This is a genomic window from Nocardia violaceofusca NBRC 14427 (assembly GCF_963869435.1).
Lineage (GTDB): Bacteria > Actinomycetota > Actinomycetes > Mycobacteriales > Mycobacteriaceae > Nocardia > Nocardia aobensis.
Map to the genome: position 1 here is coordinate 131,783 of NZ_CAWMPM010000025.1, position 14,555 is coordinate 146,337.

Here is a 14,555-nt window from a genome sequence, read left to right on the forward strand (position 1 = left end):
CCCGGGGCGCCGCCACGCCTTCCGGATCGCGCCCACGAGCCGGGGCACTCACACAAGTCGCAGCCCCAGGCGGCGCCGGACTCGCATGTCGAACATATACGCGTTGACCGGAAACATCTTGAGCTGCTTGGGGACTCGATCCTCCACCACGCCGACCGCGTGCAGGAGCTGGGCCAGGCGGCGGTCGTCGGACGCCGTCCACGGCATCTCCATCTGCGCGCGCAGATTCGGCGGCAGCAATCCGGCGACCACCCAGCGGTGAAATCGCCCGAATGCCAAGCGAATCGGGGGCGGGAACATCTTCAGATCCACCAGATCGTCGAAGTACGCGCGGATCACCGGATCGATGCGGACCTCGGCGAGCTGCCGGTTCCAGTAGGCGTCGAAGGGGGCGCGATCGGCCGGCCACATCGCCTGCGGCATCTGCAGTGTGGTCCCGAACCGGGCGGCATGGCGGTAGAAGGCCTCGGCCTCCTGCTCCGGCATCGGGCCGTGCATCCGCTCGTAGAGGTCGCGTGAACCCCAATACAGGCAGGCTGCCACCCACAGCTGCAGCTTCGGATCGAAGGCGTTGTACTTGACCGGGCTCTGCGCGGTCGAGCGGACCTGGCGATGCTGCCAGTTCACCGCCGCGCGGTAGACGGCGCGCTCGTCGTCGCTGCCCAGCATGGCCACGGCGAGGTAGGTCAGCGTGGTGCGGGTGCGTTTGACCGGATGGAGCATCACCTTGCCGCTGTCGACGGTGCTCTCCACCACGCCGTAGCCGACGGGCGGGAGTGACAGCTGCATGATGACGTTGACCGCGGCACCGAAGAAGGCGGCCGAACCGTCCAGGTGCGCCGCGACATCGTATTCGGCGACCGGTTGCCCGGGCGACGTGCGAATGGACGTGGTCATCGTCGACCCCCATCTCCGCGTGAGAAGACTGCACTTCGACAGTCTCACCACCTCACTGCGCTGTCAACGGCCGCGCGACGACGAGACGAATTCGCAACAGGCCGCCCGGCAGGGAAGAGTGCCGACGGTGCCGATGCGATGGGCCCGATTGATAGGTTGGCCCGATGTCCTACGGTTCGCTGCCGCTGTTGCCCTCGCTGAATCCGGCCGCCGTGGCCGCCGGCTACGACATTCCCGATGCGGTCACCATCGACGGTGAGACGCTCTCGCGCAGCGATCTGGTCGGCGCCGCGACCTCGGTGGCCGAACGGATCGCCGGGGCCGGCCGGGTCGCGATCCTCGCCCGTCCGACCGCCACCACCGTGCTGGGCATCCTCGGCTGCCTGATCGCCGGGGTCGCCGCCGTGCCGGTGCCGCCGGACGCCGGATCGGCCGAACTGGACCACATCCTCGCCGATTCCGGGGCGCGGGCCTGGCTCGGTGCGGCGCCGGAAAACTCCACGCTGCCGGTGATCCCGGTGCGCAAGCACGCCCGTTCGTGGCACAGCCATCCCGAACCCGCCGCTAACACAACGGCTTTCATTCTCTACACCTCGGGGACCACGGGGGCGCCCAAGGGGGTGGTGCTCAGTCGCGGCGCCATCGCGGCCGGTCTCGACGCCCTGTTCGAGGCGTGGTCGTGGACCTCGAAAGATGTTCTGGTACATGGGCTTCCGCTGTTCCACGTGCACGGTTTGATCCTCGGTGTGCTGGGGCCGCTGCGGATCGGCAGCCCGCTCGTGCACACCGGTAAATCGACTCCGGCCGCCTATGCCGCGGCAGGCGGAACCATGTACTTCGGTGTGCCGACGGTCTGGTCGCGCATCGCCGAAGATCACGACGCCGCAAAGGGATTGGCGAATGCCCGGCTCCTGGTCTCCGGTAGTGCGCCGCTGCCGGTTCCGGTCTTCGAACGGCTGCGCGAACTGACCGGGCAGGCGCCGGTGGAGCGTTACGGTATGAGCGAAACCATGATCACCCTGTCCACCCGGGCCGACGGCGAGCGCCGGCCGGGCTGGGTCGGCCTGCCGGTGACGGGTGTGCAGACCCGGTTGCGCGACGAGGCGGGGGCGCCGGTTCCGCACGACGGCGAGAGTATCGGCGGACTGCAGGTGCGCGGGCCCATGCTGTTCGACGGCTATCTCGGCCGGCCGGAGGCCACCGCCGAGAGCTGGACCGAGGACGGCTGGTTCGTCACCGGCGACGTGGCGGCGATCGACGCCGAGGGATTCCATCGCATCGTCGGGCGCGAATCGGTGGATCTGATCAAATCCGGCGGGTATCGCGTCGGGGCCGGCGAGGTCGAAACCTGTCTGCTCGGCCACCCGAGTGTGGCCGAGGTCGCCGTGGTCGGGATCGAGGACGCGGATCTGGGGCAGCGCATCCGGGCCTACGTCGTGCCGCGACCCGACACCGCGATCTCCGAGCGCGAACTCGTCGACTTCGTCGCCCAGCAGCTCTCGGCGCACAAACGCCCGCGTGAGGTGCTGATGGTGACCGAATTGCCGCGCAACGCGATGGGCAAGGTCCAGAAGAAGCTGCTGCGCTGACGTATCGATCCGGTGCCGGGAACGTGCCGGGTTGACCTGTACCGCACTCGAGGTTCTAAGGTCGGCGCATGATCGCAACGCTGTCTGCAGCCCAGATCGAGTATCTGGCGGGCCAACGCCTGGGTCGGCTGGCCACCATCCGCCCGGACGGATCGCCGCAGAACAACCCGGTGGGTTTCCGCTACAACGAAGCCCTCGGCACCATCGACATCGCGGGCCACAACATGGGCGCCTCGCAGAAGTTCCGCAACCTCGGCAAGGAGGAGCGGGTCGCCTTCGTCGTGGACGATATCGCCTCGGTGAATCCGTGGCAGGTGCGCTGCCTCGAAATCCGCGGCGTGGCACAGGCTTTGCGAGATGTGGACACCTACCTCGACGGCGGCTCGCGCGAGTTGATCCGCATCACCCCGCAGCGCGTGCTCGGCTTCGGAATCGAATAGGAGCGCTGATGCGAAACGCCCCACCCGGGCCGGGTGGGGCGTTGGTACAAAGTCGGCTATACCCCGAACTTTGCCGCGTAGTGGTCCGCCGCGGCATCGCGATCACGCACCGAGCGCACCTTGTCGACTGGAGGAGTGATCCATCGCAGCGACCGCCACCCCGACACCGGCCGCAACACCCACGCACCGAATTCCCGGTGCATCGTGTATCCGCCGCCTTCGTCACGGGGGTCGCGCCGCAGCGACCGCAGCACTTGGCCGGCGTTATGGCGTAACCAGAACAAGCGGTGGTGTTCGGTGCTGTCGCCGTATCGTCCCTGGGTCATCGGCATGTCAGTTCCCTCTCGCGCATTCCTCGGCGGTGACGATCCGCTCGATGCTGGAGTCGACGAAGTCGAACCTGATCAGTGCTTGTCCTTGCCGGCCGTCGCGAGTCCGAAGCTGCAGGGCGAGCCGCAATTCATGACGTTCAGGCGGGACATCGCAGGCCGCCCAGGCGTTCCCGATGATCGAGCCGACCCCGACGGTCGGCTTCGTGGGCATGAACCCGAGATTGCACGACTTCGCCGCGGCGTGCACAGGCGAGGCCGTGATCACGGTCCCCGCCAATGCCGCCACAGCAGCACTGATGATGGTGATTGCTCCGATGCGCATCGTTCCCCCTGTCTTGTCTATCGGTCTGTTGTCATGCCCGCAGAGCGGACTGGAGTTGTGGTTCGGCACCTTCGTTCCGAGAGCTGCCAGCACGGCAATGTCCTGCTCGGTGGGGGCAGCGGGCGGCAGCTGGGAGGGCTGCCATGCCTGCAGGGCAGCGAGCAAGCTGTCCAGCAGTGCGATGCTCGCTGACCAGCTCGTCTGGGTTTCATCCGGCGGGCGACGTTGTGGCAGTGCAGGTTTCATGACGGTGCCGCCAACGGGTTCGGCCGATGCCCCTCGTCGGGTGCGTATGCACCCTCCCGCTCGTAGGTGTGGCCGGTTGCCAGATCGTGGATGTCGGTGACCTCGGCAAGCTCGGGCGGGACTTTGTCGCGCAGGTGCGCCATGTCGGGCACGATCAGCAACTCGACCTCGTGCGCCCTGATGTGTTCGGGCAATACTCCGGGATCGATCAGGCTGCTGCTTTTCGTCATCCCGAGGTAGACATATCCGAGCCGTGCCGCGACTTGCCGTGCGGCCCGATCGACATCGGACATGGTCGCGATCAGGTCGACGCAGACGTAAGCCATCGCGCGCGGCTCAGTCTCGTCGTCTGCAGCGCAAGTTCGCCTACACGTCATCGCACTGGACCTCTGATGCGCATCGAACCCCCTGCGGATTACGAACTTTCGGGATTCGCTGCGGCCAGCAGACGATCGCTGTGTAGATCGCGATCGAAAGAAGAATGCTGCCGACCAGGAGCCAGATCACGAGCATCGCTCCCATACGCCAGTAGGGGCCCAGGTGACAGCGATGGGTTGGTGTGTTTGTCCGATCGAGTTTCGGTGTGCACTCGATTCCTCGGTTCTCACGGTGGCATCCCTCCGGGAATAGTCGATTGCCATCACCCGGCGCCGGGGCTGAGACCATCGGTGTCGGCCGTTCGAGCACCGATGCGCCGGATCGGCGACCACCCGGCGCCGGGGTGAACCGACCGTAAGAATCAGGAGCACCCAACCGCAAGGAATATTCTAGAATATTCTTATTCAATTTCTGGAACGTCGCGTTGACATGCACTAACCTCGCATGCATACCGATCCTTCAAGAATGATTGGACCTCACATGCGAGTAACGTTCATTGGCGGCGGTAGCGGCGATGGCGGGTCACCCCGGTTGTGGCAGCCCGACGATCAGCAGCGCATCGTGATCCAGGGGTACCGAACTGGAGAGGACGCGTGTGTCGAGATTCCGCACGAACTGTTAGGCCTCGCCGTTCCGGGCACCCGGTTTCCGGTCTTCGAAGACACAGGTCACGGCACTTACCTCGTCCGAGGTGATCTTGTCGATGACGCGGAAGCGTTGGAGATCATGAATATTCCGGATCATGAGGCCGCCGTCGAGATTGCGCTCGTCCAGGGGGTTCGGTAGATGCGTCTGTACAGCCGTACCGAGCTTCCACAACTGCTTGGGCTTGCGACAAGTCGTGCGTGTCACCTCGAGACGCGAGACGAATACCGCTCGGACTCTGAGCATTCGGCCATGCTGCAGTTTCTGGACGGGGAGATCGACGATCCCGGCGGCGCCTGGTTCGATCCATGGGCCCGCACGGTCGCCGATCTGGTCGGCCGAGGTGTCGCCGTGCAACGTGCGCGCATCGTGTCCGTGCCGCTCACCGACTACACCCGCTACTTGATTGCGCTGACTCCGCACAACCTCGAGGCGGGTGAGGATGTGCGGTGGCTCGCCCGAGACCATGCAGATCGGGCCGACGCCGCAGCCGACGACTTTTGGCTGATCGACGACCACACTGTGGCCTACAGCGTGTTCGACGCGGACGGCTGGTGGTCCGGTGTCGCCGCAACGAGCGATGCCCAGATTGTGGGTTACGCCTGTGCTCTGTGGGATCGTGTGTGGCACAAATCTGTATCCCACGAGCATTTCCGGACGTGACTATGAGTGATGATGCCCGTCGAGCACTGGGGGCCCGCCTGCGCGAACTTCGCAAGCAGGCGGGCCTTACCGGTACAGCTCTGGCTCACGAGGCAGGATGGGCACAATCGAAGGTTCCCAAGATCGAGAACGGCCGTCAGCTTCCGTCCGACTCCGACCTGCGCACCTGGTGCCGGATTACTGGTGCCGACCTAGCGCTTCCGGATCTCATCGCGACGGCCGCCAATATTCACGCCGCCTACCTCGAGTGGAAGCGAATCACCGATACCGGCCACGCTCGCCGACAGCGAGCGAGTATCGAACACGAATCCGGCACCAGGCTCATCCGTGGATACGGTCCGCTGATCCCCTCCGGTCTGCTGCAGACCCGAGCGTACGCGGAGATCATTCTGCGACGCTGCATCGACTTCGTCGGCAGTCCCGATGATTTGAGCGAGGCGCTCGAGGCTCGCATGCAGCGGCAGAAGATTCTGACCGAGGGCGCACATCAATTCCACTATCTGATCGGTGAGGCCGCGCTGTACACCGGAGTCGGAGACGACGCGGTCCGACTCGGTCAGTTACGGCATCTTCTGGAGCTGATGGAGCTGTCCAGGCTCGTCGTGGGTATCGTTCCCACCGATGCCGAGTTCGTATATACGACAACAAACTTCGTGATTCACGACCGCCGGACGGTGTTGGTGGAAACGATTGCCGCGGAGCTCACCATCACGCAGCCACGAGAACTCGCCTACTACGAGAAGGCTTGGACGGCCCTGCAAACCCAGGCGGTCTACGGCGACCGAGCACGTGCCACCATCGCCCGCGCCGTGAACCGGGATTGAGCCGCGTGGCCGTCGCCCGACCGGGCTCACGAAGCAGTCTGTCCGCTGGTGCCGGAGTCCCGGGACGGTGACGTGCCGACGGACGGCGCCGGTACATCACCTACTCAACCCGAGCGGCCAGGGGTGTTTCGCGATGCCTCAGTTGGCGTGCAGGGCGGCGTTGAGTTCGATGCCGGTGCCCTTGCGGGCGACGACCTCGACGCTGCCGGTGAGCGAGTTGCGGCGGAACAGCAGGTTCGACTGCCCGGACAGTTCGGCAGCCTTGATCGTGCGGCCGTCCGGGAGGGCGACCTTGGTGCCCGCCGTGACGTAGAGGCCGGCCTCGACGACGCAATCGTCGCCCAGCGAGATGCCCAGGCCGGCGTTGGCGCCGAGCAGGCAGCGCTCGCCGATCGAGATGACCTGCTTACCGCCACCGGAGAGGGTGCCCATGATGGACGCGCCACCGCCGACATCGGAGCCGTCGCCGACCACCACACCGGCCGAGATGCGGCCCTCGACCATGGACGCGCCGAGGGTACCGGCGTTGAAGTTCACGAAACCTTCGTGCATGACCGTGGTGCCCTCGGCCAGATGCGCGCCCAGCCGCACCCGGTCCGCGTCGGCGATGCGGACGCCGGCGGGCAGCACGTAGTCGACCATGCGGGGGAATTTGTCGACGCCGTAGACGGTGACCGGACCGCGGGCGCGCAACTTCGCGCGCACCAGCTCGAAGTCCTCGACCGCGCACGGGCCGTGATTGGTCCACACGACGTTGGCCAGTAGCCCGAACTGCCCCTCCAGGCTGAGCCCGTGCGGCCGGACCAGACGGTGGGAGAGCAGGTGCAGGCGCAGATATTCGTCGTGGGTGTCGATCGGCGGCGCCGACAGGTCCGCGATCGTGGTGCGCACCGCGACGACCTCGACCCGGCGGGCCTCGTCGGGGCCGACCAGATCGGCGAAGCGTGCGTACTCGGCGTCGGCCGGGCTCAGCCGCGTGGTCTCCGACGTCTCGAACGTGCCCAGTTCCGGATACGGGTACCAGGTGTCGAGGACCGTCCCGTTCGCGGTCACCGTCGCCAAGCCGACTGCGGATGCTCCCTGTGTGCTCACGGCACTTCAGCCTACTGGGTGCGGATCGCGAGGTGGTGGGCTACCTGTGCCGCCCGCCCCGACCGAGCCGCTCGGCCCGGTCGTGAGACGGGCGAAGACTTAGGCTGGTCCGGTGACCATCGATCTGCGCGCCGACCCGATCTCGATCACCGCGACCCTCGTCGACATTCCGAGCGTCTCCCGCGACGAGGCGGCGATCACCGACACCGTCGCCTGGGCGCTGCGCGAGCAGACCGAGGGTTTCGAGGTGCTGCGGCACGGCAACACCGTGCTGGCTCGCACCAATCGCGGGCTGCCGCACCGGGTGATCATGGCCGGTCACCTGGACACCGTGCCGATCGCCGACAATGTGCCGGGCCGGTTCGAGACGATCGACGGTGAGGAGGTGCTGTTCGGCTGCGGCAGCGTCGACATGAAGTCCGGCGACGCGGTGTTCCTGCATCTGGCCGCGACCGTCGCCGATCCGGTCTGCGATCTGACCCTGATCTTCTACGACTGCGAGGAGATCGCCGCCGAATACAACGGTCTCGGCCGCATCGAACGCGAACTGCCGGAATGGCTCGACGGTGATCTGGCCATCCTCGGCGAACCGTCGGGCGCGTGGATCGAGGCGGGCTGTCAGGGCACGCTGCGGGTCCGCCTCGGTCTCGGCGGCACCCGCGCCCACACCGCGCGAGCGTGGCTGGGCGACAACGCCATTCACAAACTCGCGCCCGTCCTGCAGCGGCTGCGCGACTATGTGCCGCGCGAGGTGGACATCGACGGCTGCGTGTATCGCGAGGGGCTTTCCGCGGTGAAGGTCGACGGCGGCGTGGCCGGCAATGTGGTGCCAGACGAGGCCGAGGTGCTGGTGAACTTCCGGTTCGCCCCCGATCGCACCCTCGACGAGGCGACCGAGCATGTGCGCGAGGTGTTCGACGGACTGGATGTGAGCTTCGAGCGGACCGACGGTGCGCCAGGCGCGCTGCCGGGCCTGTCGTCTCCGGCCGCGAAGAACCTGGTGGAGCGCGTTCATTCCCACGGCGGGGGCGGGGTGCGCGCGAAATACGGCTGGACCGATGTGTCGCGATTCGCCGCGCGCGGCGTTCCGGCGGTCAATTTCGGGCCCGGCGACCCCAATCTGGCGCACAAGGTGGACGAGCGCGTACCCACCCGCCAGATCACCGTCGTCACCGAGATCCTGCGCAACTACCTGACCGGTCACCAGGGCTGAACCGGTAGGTTCGGTCCCATGTCCACCGCGCCCGAGCCCGCATCGACCAGATCACCGAAGTCCACTCCCAAGTTCCGCGGCCCGATCATGTTGCGCCGGGCGCGCAAACAGGGCACCGGAACCACCGACCAGCATCTGCTCGACGGCCGCGGACCCACCGACTGGGTGCACACCGACCCCTGGCGGGTGCTCCGGATTCAGAGCGAATTCGTGGAGGGATTCGGCGCACTCGCCGAAATCCCCAGGGCCGTCGCGGTTTTCGGCTCCGCGCGCACGCTGGTGGACACGCCCGAATACGAGGCGGCGCGGGCCATCGGCGCCGCCCTGGCCGAGGCCGGTTTCGCGGTGATCACCGGTGGTGGTCCCGGAGTGATGGAGGCGGCCAACCGCGGCGCCTGTGAGGCGGGCGGCTACTCCGTGGGCCTCGGCATCGAACTGCCGATGGAACAGGGACTCAACGAGTGGGTCGACCTCGGCATCAACTTCCGCTACTTCTTCGCCCGCAAGACGATGTTCGTCAAGTACTCCCAGGCGTTCATCTGCCTGCCCGGCGGCTTCGGCACCCTGGACGAGCTGTTCGAGGCTCTCACACTGGTCCAGACTCACAAGATCACCCGCTTTCCGGTCATCCTGTTCGGCAGCCGGTACTGGGCAGGGCTGGTCGACTGGCTGCGCGATTCGCCGAGCGGCTCGGGCAAGATCTCGCCCGGTGATCTGGAACTGCTGCACGTGACCGACAGTGTGGAGGAACTGGTGGACATCGTGCTGCAGGCCGCCGCGCGTCGCGGCGAGGAATCCACCGGGACGGAGGATCGGTGGTGAGCGGGCAGTTCGCGGTGTGTGTCTACTGTTCGGCCAGTGCCGTGGATCCGGACGCGCTGCGCCTGGCCGCCGAGGTGGGCAGTGAAATCGCCCGGCGCGGTTGGCAACTGGTGTCCGGCGGCGGGCATGTGTCGATGATGGGGGCGGTGGCGGTGGCCGCGCGCGCGGGAGGCGCCCGCACCACGGGTGTGATCCCGAAACGCCTGGTGCATCAGGAAGTCGCCGATGTGGACAGCGACGAGCTGATCGTCACCGACACCATGCGCGAACGCAAACAGATCATGGAGGATCGCGCCGACGCCTTCCTGACGCTGCCGGGCGGAATCGGCACGCTGGAGGAATTCTTCGAGGCGTGGACCGGCGGATATCTGGGACTGCACGGCAAACCGCTGGTGGTGCTCGATCCGAACGGCCACTACCGCGGACTGTTCGCATGGCTGGACGAACTGAGCGCGGCCGGGTTCATCGGGCGTCCCGCACTGGATCGGATTACCGTGACCGCGGATGTGGCATCCGCATTCCGAGCCCTGACGGCGCCGCGCATCGACACCGCCTGAGCGCATCGACACCGCCCGACCGGAAATCGTTGGAGGAGAATGTGACCGCCGAGGCCCGCAACACGATCAGTCTCTGGGATCTGACACGCAGACTGCCCGCCATGGCGATGGAGACACCGGGCATGCTGCGCGGCGCCACCGGCATGCTGGTGCGCGCGGACGACAAATCCTCGGTGGGGCTGTACTTCCAGAAGGCGGCACGGCGGTATCCGAATCGGCCGTTCCTGCGCTTCGAGGGCCGCGAATACACCTACGGCGAGGCCAATACCGAGGTGAACTGCTTCGCCGAGGTGCTGGCACAGCGCGGTGTGCGCCGCGGCGATGTGGTGGGCGTGCTGATGACCAACCGCCCCGAGACGCTGTTCGTGGTGCTGGCGACGGTGAAGCTGGGTGCGACGGTCGGGCTGCTCAATCACAATCAGCGCGAACAGGTACTCGCCCACAGCTTCGGGCTGCTGAACAGCACGGTCAACGTGATCGGCGAGGAATGTGAGGAGGCACTGCGCTCACTGCCCGAGCCGCCGCCGAATCTGCTGTATACGCAGGAATTGCAGGAGCTGGCTCGCGCGGCCGATCCGGCGGATCCGGCGGTGTGCGCGGACGTCCGCGCCCGGGAGCGCGCCTTCCTGATCTTCACCTCCGGCACGACCGGCCTCCCCAAGGCCAGCGTGATGACCCATCTGCGCTGGACGAAAAGTATGGCCGGGCTGGGTGGTCTGGGTATCCGCCTGCGCGGCGGTGACACCATGTACTGCTGTCTGCCGCTGTATCACAACAACGCGCTGACGGTCGCGCTCGGCGCGGTGCTCGGCTCGCGGGCGACGCTGGCGCTGGGCCGCAAATTCTCGGTGTCGAATTTCTGGAACGAGGTCGTCGCGACCAGGTCGACGGCGTTCATCTACATCGGCGAGCTGTGCCGGTACCTGCTCAATCAGCCGGAATCGCCTCGCGAACACGAACATTCGGTGCGGCTGGCGGTCGGCAACGGCCTGCGCCCGGAGCTGTGGGACGAATTCCGGCGGCGCTTCGGCATCGGCCGGGTGGTGGAGTTCTACGGCGCCAGTGAGGGAAATATCGCCTTCATCAACGCCTTCGGCGTGGATCGCACCGCCGGATTCGGACCGTTGCCGTACGCGGTGGTGGAATTCGACGAGGAGACCGGCAAGGCGCGGCGATACCCCGACGGGCGACTGCGCAAGGTCGCCTCCGGCGGTGTGGGCCTGCTGCTGGCGAAGGTCACCGACCGTTCCCCGTTCGACGGCTACACCGACAAATCCGCGACCGAATCGAAGTTGGTGCGCAACGCATTCGACGACGGCGACTGCTGGTTCGACACCGGAGATCTTGTGCGCGACCAGCATTGGCGCCACATCGCCTTCGTCGACCGTCTCGGCGACACCTTCCGCTGGAAGGGTGAGAACGTCGCGACCACCGAGGTCGAGGGCGCCCTCGACGGCGCGCCCGGTATCACCGAGGCGGTGGTGTACGGCGTGGACGTGCCCGGAGCCGACGGTAAGGCGGGGATGGCCGCGGTAACCCTCGACGCCGATGCCGCCTTCGACGGCTCCGCGCTGGCCGCCCGGCTCTACGACCGCCTGCCCGGGTACGCGGTGCCGCTGTTCGTCCGCGTGGTGCCCGAACTGGAGACCACCTCGACCTTCAAGAGCCGCAAGGTGGATCTGCGCAAACAGGGCTTCGCGTCCGACGACTCCACCGCGGTCTATGTGCTGAAGGGCCGCGACCAGGGATATGTGCCGTTCTACCCGAGCTATCCGGACGAGGTGGCCGCCGGTACCGCGCCCCGGGGCTAGGTCGTGCCGGAGGGCGCCGAGACCCCGGCAATTAGACTCACCACCATGAGTTCTGCGTCACCGCTGTCCACCCTGTGCGGTAAGCCGGTGGCGACGGATCGGGCGCTGGTGATGGCGATCGTCAACCGAACCCCCGATTCCTTCTACGACCGGGGAGCCACCTTCTCCGACGACGCCGCGATGGCCGCGGTGGCCCGCGCGGTCTCCGAGGGGGCGGATCTGGTCGACATCGGCGGGGTGAAGGCCGGTCCGGGGGACGAGGTCGACGCCACGGAGGAAGCGCGGCGGGTGGTGCCGTTCGTGGCGGCCATCCGCGCGCGTTATCCCGGCCTGTTGATCAGTGTGGACACCTGGCGCAGCGAGGTCGCGCGAGCGGCGGTGGCCGAGGGCGCGGATCTGATCAACGACACCTGGGCCGGCGCGGATCCGCAGCTCGCGGGCGTGGCCGCCGAACTGGGGGTGGGGATCGTGTGCAGCCACACCGGCGGCGCTCAACCGCGCACCCGGCCGCATCGGGTCCGGTACGCCGATGTGGTGTCCGAGGTCACCGATACCCTGGTCCGGGCCGCCGAGGCGGCGCGCGCGGCGGGGGTCGCCGCGGACGCGATCCTCATCGATCCGACCCACGATTTCGGGAAAAACACCTACCACGGGCTCGAACTGTTGCGGGCCGTGGACATTCTTGTAAATACCGGATGGCCTGTCTTGATGGCGCTGAGCAATAAGGATTTCATCGGAGAGACTCTTGGTGTCGGACTTTCCGAGCGATTGGAGGGGACATTGGCGGCAACCGCGTGGTCGGCCGCGGCCGGCGCCCGGGTCTTCCGAGTTCACGAGGTCGCCGCAACCCGGCGAGTAGTGGACATGATCGCGGCGATTCAGGGCATCCGGCCCCCCGCACGAACCTTGCGAGGTCTGGTATGACGTTCGATTGGACTGCCACGCATACGTGGGATCGACCACAGTGGGCGATCGACGAGTTGGTCGACGCGAAGGACGGGCGCACCGTCTCGGTGGTGCTGCCGGCATTGAACGAGGAACGCACGGTCGCCGATGTGGTGGCCAGTATCCGGCCGCTGCTCGGCACGCTGGTCGACGAATTGGTGGTGCTGGATTCCGGCTCCGTGGACGCGACGGCCGAGCGGGCACGGGCGGCCGGGGCGCAGGTGGTCACCCGTGAGCAGGCCGTGCCCGAACTGGAGCCGGTTCCCGGTAAGGGGGAGGTGCTGTGGCGCTCACTGGCCGCGACCTCCGGCGATCTGGTGGCCTTCGTCGATTCGGATCTGATCGATCCCGATCCGATGTTCGTGCCGAAACTGCTGGGTCCGCTGCTGACCGTGGACGGTATGCATCTGGTGAAGGCCTACTACCGGCGTCCGCTGCGCCAGGGTGCGGCGGTGGAGCAGCACGGTGGCGGCCGGGTGACCGAACTGGTGGCGCGACCGCTGCTCGCCGCGCTGCGGCCGGATCTGTCGAAGGTGTTGCAGCCCTTGGGCGGTGAGTACGCGGGGACGCGGGAACTGCTGACCGCGGTGCCGTTCGCGCCGGGCTACGGTGTGGAGATCGGCCTGCTGCTGGACACTTTCGACATGCTCGGCCTCTCGGCGATCGGCCAGGTGAATCTGGGCGTGCGCACGCACCGCAATCGTCCGCTGTCGGACCTTGGCGTGATGAGCCGGCAGATTCTCGGAACCGTGCTGGGGCGCAGCGGAATTCGCGACTCCGGTGCGGCATTGACGCAATTCCCGCTCATCGGTGAGGAATTCACCGCGCTGAGCACGGATGTGCACCTGGCGGATCGGCCGCCGATGAACACCCTGCGTCCCACCGAAGTCGCGGCCTGATCACCGTTCGTGGCGGTAGATCGGCGTGAGGAGATCCACCTCGATCGGTTCGCCGGTGTGGCGGTCGTAGCGGACGCCGATCACCGCCGAGAAGGCCCGGGTGTCGGCGCGCTCGTGCAGGGTCGCCAGCCGGGTGCCGAGAAGCCGTATCGCGCCGAGTGATCCGGGCGGATGGAGGCCGTCGATGACGAGAATGGTCCCGCGCCCGTCCGGGCGGGGCAGGCGCGCCAGATAGGCGATGTCGAAGGGTTCGGTGCCGCCCGGCCGGTAGATCCGCCGGGCGGCCCGGTCCTCGATCGCGCGGCGCACTCGCCCGGCCCGCGCGAGGGTCCGGCGCAGTCGCGGGTCGGCCGAGACCAGATAGCGCAGACTGGGCGACAATTCGGGCCCGCCGAGCACGATCAGGCCCTCACGGTCGAGATCCACCGGGCGCCCGGGGAGGAACCGTTCGACCGTGACGGTGAATCCCAGCTGTCGCAACAGTTCCGCCAACCGGTGCGGCGCGGCGGCATCCGGCGCGCCGATCAACGGCGTGGCACGGGTGACCGCGCGCAGATCAGGCGTCAGCACGGTGAGCGGTCCGTGCCCGAAGAACAACCCTTCCGGTACCGGCCCCTGGGTACTGACCTGGTGAATCCGGGCGCGTGAAAGTCCCGCTGCCGCACCGATCCTGGCGAAGGTCCAGCCCTCGGCATGCAGCTCTCTGATCACCGCTCGGCGGATGCGGGTGAGCTCGTTGATGGTCTGCTGGGCCGCCGCGACCCCTTCGGTGGCAGCCTTGAGACGTTCGACCTTGTCTTCGATCGCGAACACCCGTGCCACCTCGTCGGCTGACATGTGCGAAGTCTAGATAGCTCGACAGCCGGATGTGTCTAGTCCG

General features: G+C 67.1%; 17 protein-coding genes. 11 read left to right on the plus strand and 6 right to left on the minus strand.

All coding sequences use genetic code 11. The features are described from left to right. Positions 1 to 48: 48 nt before the first annotated feature. Positions 49 to 897: an oxygenase MpaB family protein gene (locus tag AC5592_RS21200; protein WP_063065219.1), complete on the minus strand. Its 849-nt coding sequence runs from the start codon at positions 895 to 897 to the stop codon at positions 49 to 51. 164 nt (positions 898 to 1,061) lie between these two features. Between AC5592_RS21200 and AC5592_RS21205 the strand changes: the two genes are divergently transcribed. Together AC5592_RS21205 and AC5592_RS21210 are read left to right on the plus strand one after the other, a co-directional pair. After that, the gene (locus AC5592_RS21205) at positions 1,062 to 2,486 is read left to right on the plus strand and encodes an acyl-CoA synthetase (RefSeq protein ID WP_063065220.1); all 1,425 of its coding nucleotides are present in this window, start codon (positions 1,062 to 1,064) and stop codon (positions 2,484 to 2,486) included. Between the two features lie 68 nt (positions 2,487 to 2,554). Next, entirely contained in the window at positions 2,555 to 2,926 is a 372-nt protein-coding gene (locus tag AC5592_RS21210; protein ID WP_063065221.1) for a PPOX class F420-dependent oxidoreductase, read from the plus strand. 56 nt (positions 2,927 to 2,982) lie between these two features. Here the strand turns inward: AC5592_RS21210 and AC5592_RS21215 are convergent, their stop codons facing one another. The 3 genes from AC5592_RS21215 to AC5592_RS21225 are packed head-to-tail and all read right to left on the minus strand — an operon-like array spanning position 2,983 to position 4,152. After that, a complete protein-coding gene (locus AC5592_RS21215; RefSeq protein WP_157122091.1) occupies positions 2,983 to 3,252 on the minus strand; it encodes a hypothetical protein in 270 nt (89 codons plus the stop codon). 7 nt (positions 3,253 to 3,259) lie between these two features. Next, on the minus strand, positions 3,260 to 3,826 hold the full coding sequence (locus AC5592_RS21220) for a hypothetical protein (protein ID WP_157122094.1): 567 nt from the start codon (positions 3,824 to 3,826) through the stop codon (positions 3,260 to 3,262). Then, the gene (locus AC5592_RS21225) at positions 3,823 to 4,152 is read right to left on the minus strand and encodes a hypothetical protein (RefSeq protein ID WP_063065224.1); all 330 of its coding nucleotides are present in this window, start codon (positions 4,150 to 4,152) and stop codon (positions 3,823 to 3,825) included. The genes AC5592_RS21220 and AC5592_RS21225 overlap by 4 nt, the downstream gene beginning before the upstream one ends. A gap of 532 nt (positions 4,153 to 4,684) precedes the next feature. Between AC5592_RS21225 and AC5592_RS21230 the strand changes: the two genes are divergently transcribed. The 3 genes from AC5592_RS21230 to AC5592_RS21240 are packed head-to-tail and all read left to right on the plus strand — an operon-like array spanning position 4,685 to position 6,336. Beyond that, complete coding sequence (locus AC5592_RS21230; protein WP_036504837.1) at positions 4,685 to 4,990, plus strand: hypothetical protein; 306 nt, start codon at positions 4,685 to 4,687, stop codon at positions 4,988 to 4,990. Then, a complete protein-coding gene (locus AC5592_RS21235) occupies positions 4,991 to 5,512 on the plus strand; it encodes a DUF6879 family protein (protein WP_063920359.1) in 522 nt (173 codons plus the stop codon). Positions 5,513 to 5,514: 2 nt separating this feature from the next. Further along, positions 5,515 to 6,336 (plus strand): helix-turn-helix domain-containing protein, encoded by an 822-nt coding sequence (locus AC5592_RS21240; protein WP_036504811.1) that lies wholly within the window; start codon positions 5,515 to 5,517, stop codon positions 6,334 to 6,336. Between the two features lie 138 nt (positions 6,337 to 6,474). Here AC5592_RS21240 and dapD read toward each other — a convergent pair whose 3' ends face one another. Then, positions 6,475 to 7,428, minus strand: coding sequence for a 2,3,4,5-tetrahydropyridine-2,6-dicarboxylate N-succinyltransferase (gene dapD, locus AC5592_RS21245; protein WP_036504809.1), 954 nt, complete (start codon positions 7,426 to 7,428; stop codon positions 6,475 to 6,477). 112 nt (positions 7,429 to 7,540) lie between these two features. On the opposite strand from dapD, the gene dapE reads away from it, so the two are divergent. From dapE to AC5592_RS21275, 6 genes are read left to right on the plus strand one after another with little or no spacing between them, the layout of a single operon-like run. Continuing rightward, positions 7,541 to 8,641, plus strand: coding sequence for a succinyl-diaminopimelate desuccinylase (gene dapE, locus AC5592_RS21250; RefSeq protein ID WP_036504807.1), 1,101 nt, complete (start codon positions 7,541 to 7,543; stop codon positions 8,639 to 8,641). Positions 8,642 to 8,659: 18 nt separating this feature from the next. Then, a complete protein-coding gene (locus AC5592_RS21255; protein WP_036504805.1) occupies positions 8,660 to 9,463 on the plus strand; it encodes an LOG family protein in 804 nt (267 codons plus the stop codon). Beyond that, positions 9,457 to 10,020, plus strand: a complete 564-nt coding sequence (locus tag AC5592_RS21260) for an LOG family protein (RefSeq protein WP_063065226.1) — start codon at positions 9,457 to 9,459, stop codon at positions 10,018 to 10,020. The genes AC5592_RS21255 and AC5592_RS21260 overlap by 7 nt, the downstream gene beginning before the upstream one ends. Before the next feature lie 41 nt (positions 10,021 to 10,061). Next, positions 10,062 to 11,831 carry a long-chain-acyl-CoA synthetase gene (locus AC5592_RS21265; RefSeq protein ID WP_063065253.1) on the plus strand — a complete coding sequence of 590 codons (1,770 nt, stop codon included), beginning with the start codon at positions 10,062 to 10,064 and terminating at the stop codon, positions 11,829 to 11,831. A gap of 45 nt (positions 11,832 to 11,876) precedes the next feature. Further along, positions 11,877 to 12,755, plus strand: a complete 879-nt coding sequence (folP, locus tag AC5592_RS21270; RefSeq protein ID WP_084506972.1) for a dihydropteroate synthase — start codon at positions 11,877 to 11,879, stop codon at positions 12,753 to 12,755. Next, complete coding sequence (locus AC5592_RS21275) at positions 12,752 to 13,675, plus strand: glucosyl-3-phosphoglycerate synthase (RefSeq protein WP_083871204.1); 924 nt, start codon at positions 12,752 to 12,754, stop codon at positions 13,673 to 13,675. Before folP ends, AC5592_RS21275 begins: the two co-directional genes overlap by 4 nt. Here AC5592_RS21275 and AC5592_RS21280 read toward each other — a convergent pair whose 3' ends face one another. Continuing rightward, positions 13,676 to 14,512 (minus strand): hypothetical protein, encoded by an 837-nt coding sequence (locus AC5592_RS21280; protein WP_063065228.1) that lies wholly within the window; start codon positions 14,510 to 14,512, stop codon positions 13,676 to 13,678. It lies immediately after the preceding gene. Positions 14,513 to 14,555 lie beyond the last annotated feature (43 nt).

Coding starts and splice junctions, on each gene's coding strand:
- AC5592_RS21230 (WP_036504837.1), top strand. CDS start 4,685: ATGCGAGTAACGTTCATTGGCGGCGGTAGCGGCGATGGCGGGTCACCC.
- AC5592_RS21280 (WP_063065228.1), bottom strand. CDS start 14,512: ATGTCAGCCGACGAGGTGGCACGGGTGTTCGCGATCGAAGACAAGGTC.
- AC5592_RS21210 (WP_063065221.1), top strand. CDS start 2,555: ATGATCGCAACGCTGTCTGCAGCCCAGATCGAGTATCTGGCGGGCCAA.
- AC5592_RS21220 (WP_157122094.1), bottom strand. CDS start 3,826: ATGAAACCTGCACTGCCACAACGTCGCCCGCCGGATGAAACCCAGACG.
- AC5592_RS21240 (WP_036504811.1), top strand. CDS start 5,515: ATGAGTGATGATGCCCGTCGAGCACTGGGGGCCCGCCTGCGCGAACTT.
- AC5592_RS21215 (WP_157122091.1), bottom strand. CDS start 3,252: ATGACCCAGGGACGATACGGCGACAGCACCGAACACCACCGCTTGTTC.
- AC5592_RS21235 (WP_063920359.1), top strand. CDS start 4,991: ATGCGTCTGTACAGCCGTACCGAGCTTCCACAACTGCTTGGGCTTGCG.
- AC5592_RS21205 (WP_063065220.1), top strand. CDS start 1,062: ATGTCCTACGGTTCGCTGCCGCTGTTGCCCTCGCTGAATCCGGCCGCC.
- AC5592_RS21225 (WP_063065224.1), bottom strand. CDS start 4,152: ATGGCTTACGTCTGCGTCGACCTGATCGCGACCATGTCCGATGTCGAT.
- AC5592_RS21275 (WP_083871204.1), top strand. CDS start 12,752: ATGACGTTCGATTGGACTGCCACGCATACGTGGGATCGACCACAGTGG.
- folP (WP_084506972.1), top strand. CDS start 11,877: ATGAGTTCTGCGTCACCGCTGTCCACCCTGTGCGGTAAGCCGGTGGCG.
- AC5592_RS21200 (WP_063065219.1), bottom strand. CDS start 897: ATGACCACGTCCATTCGCACGTCGCCCGGGCAACCGGTCGCCGAATAC.
- AC5592_RS21255 (WP_036504805.1), top strand. CDS start 8,660: ATGTCCACCGCGCCCGAGCCCGCATCGACCAGATCACCGAAGTCCACT.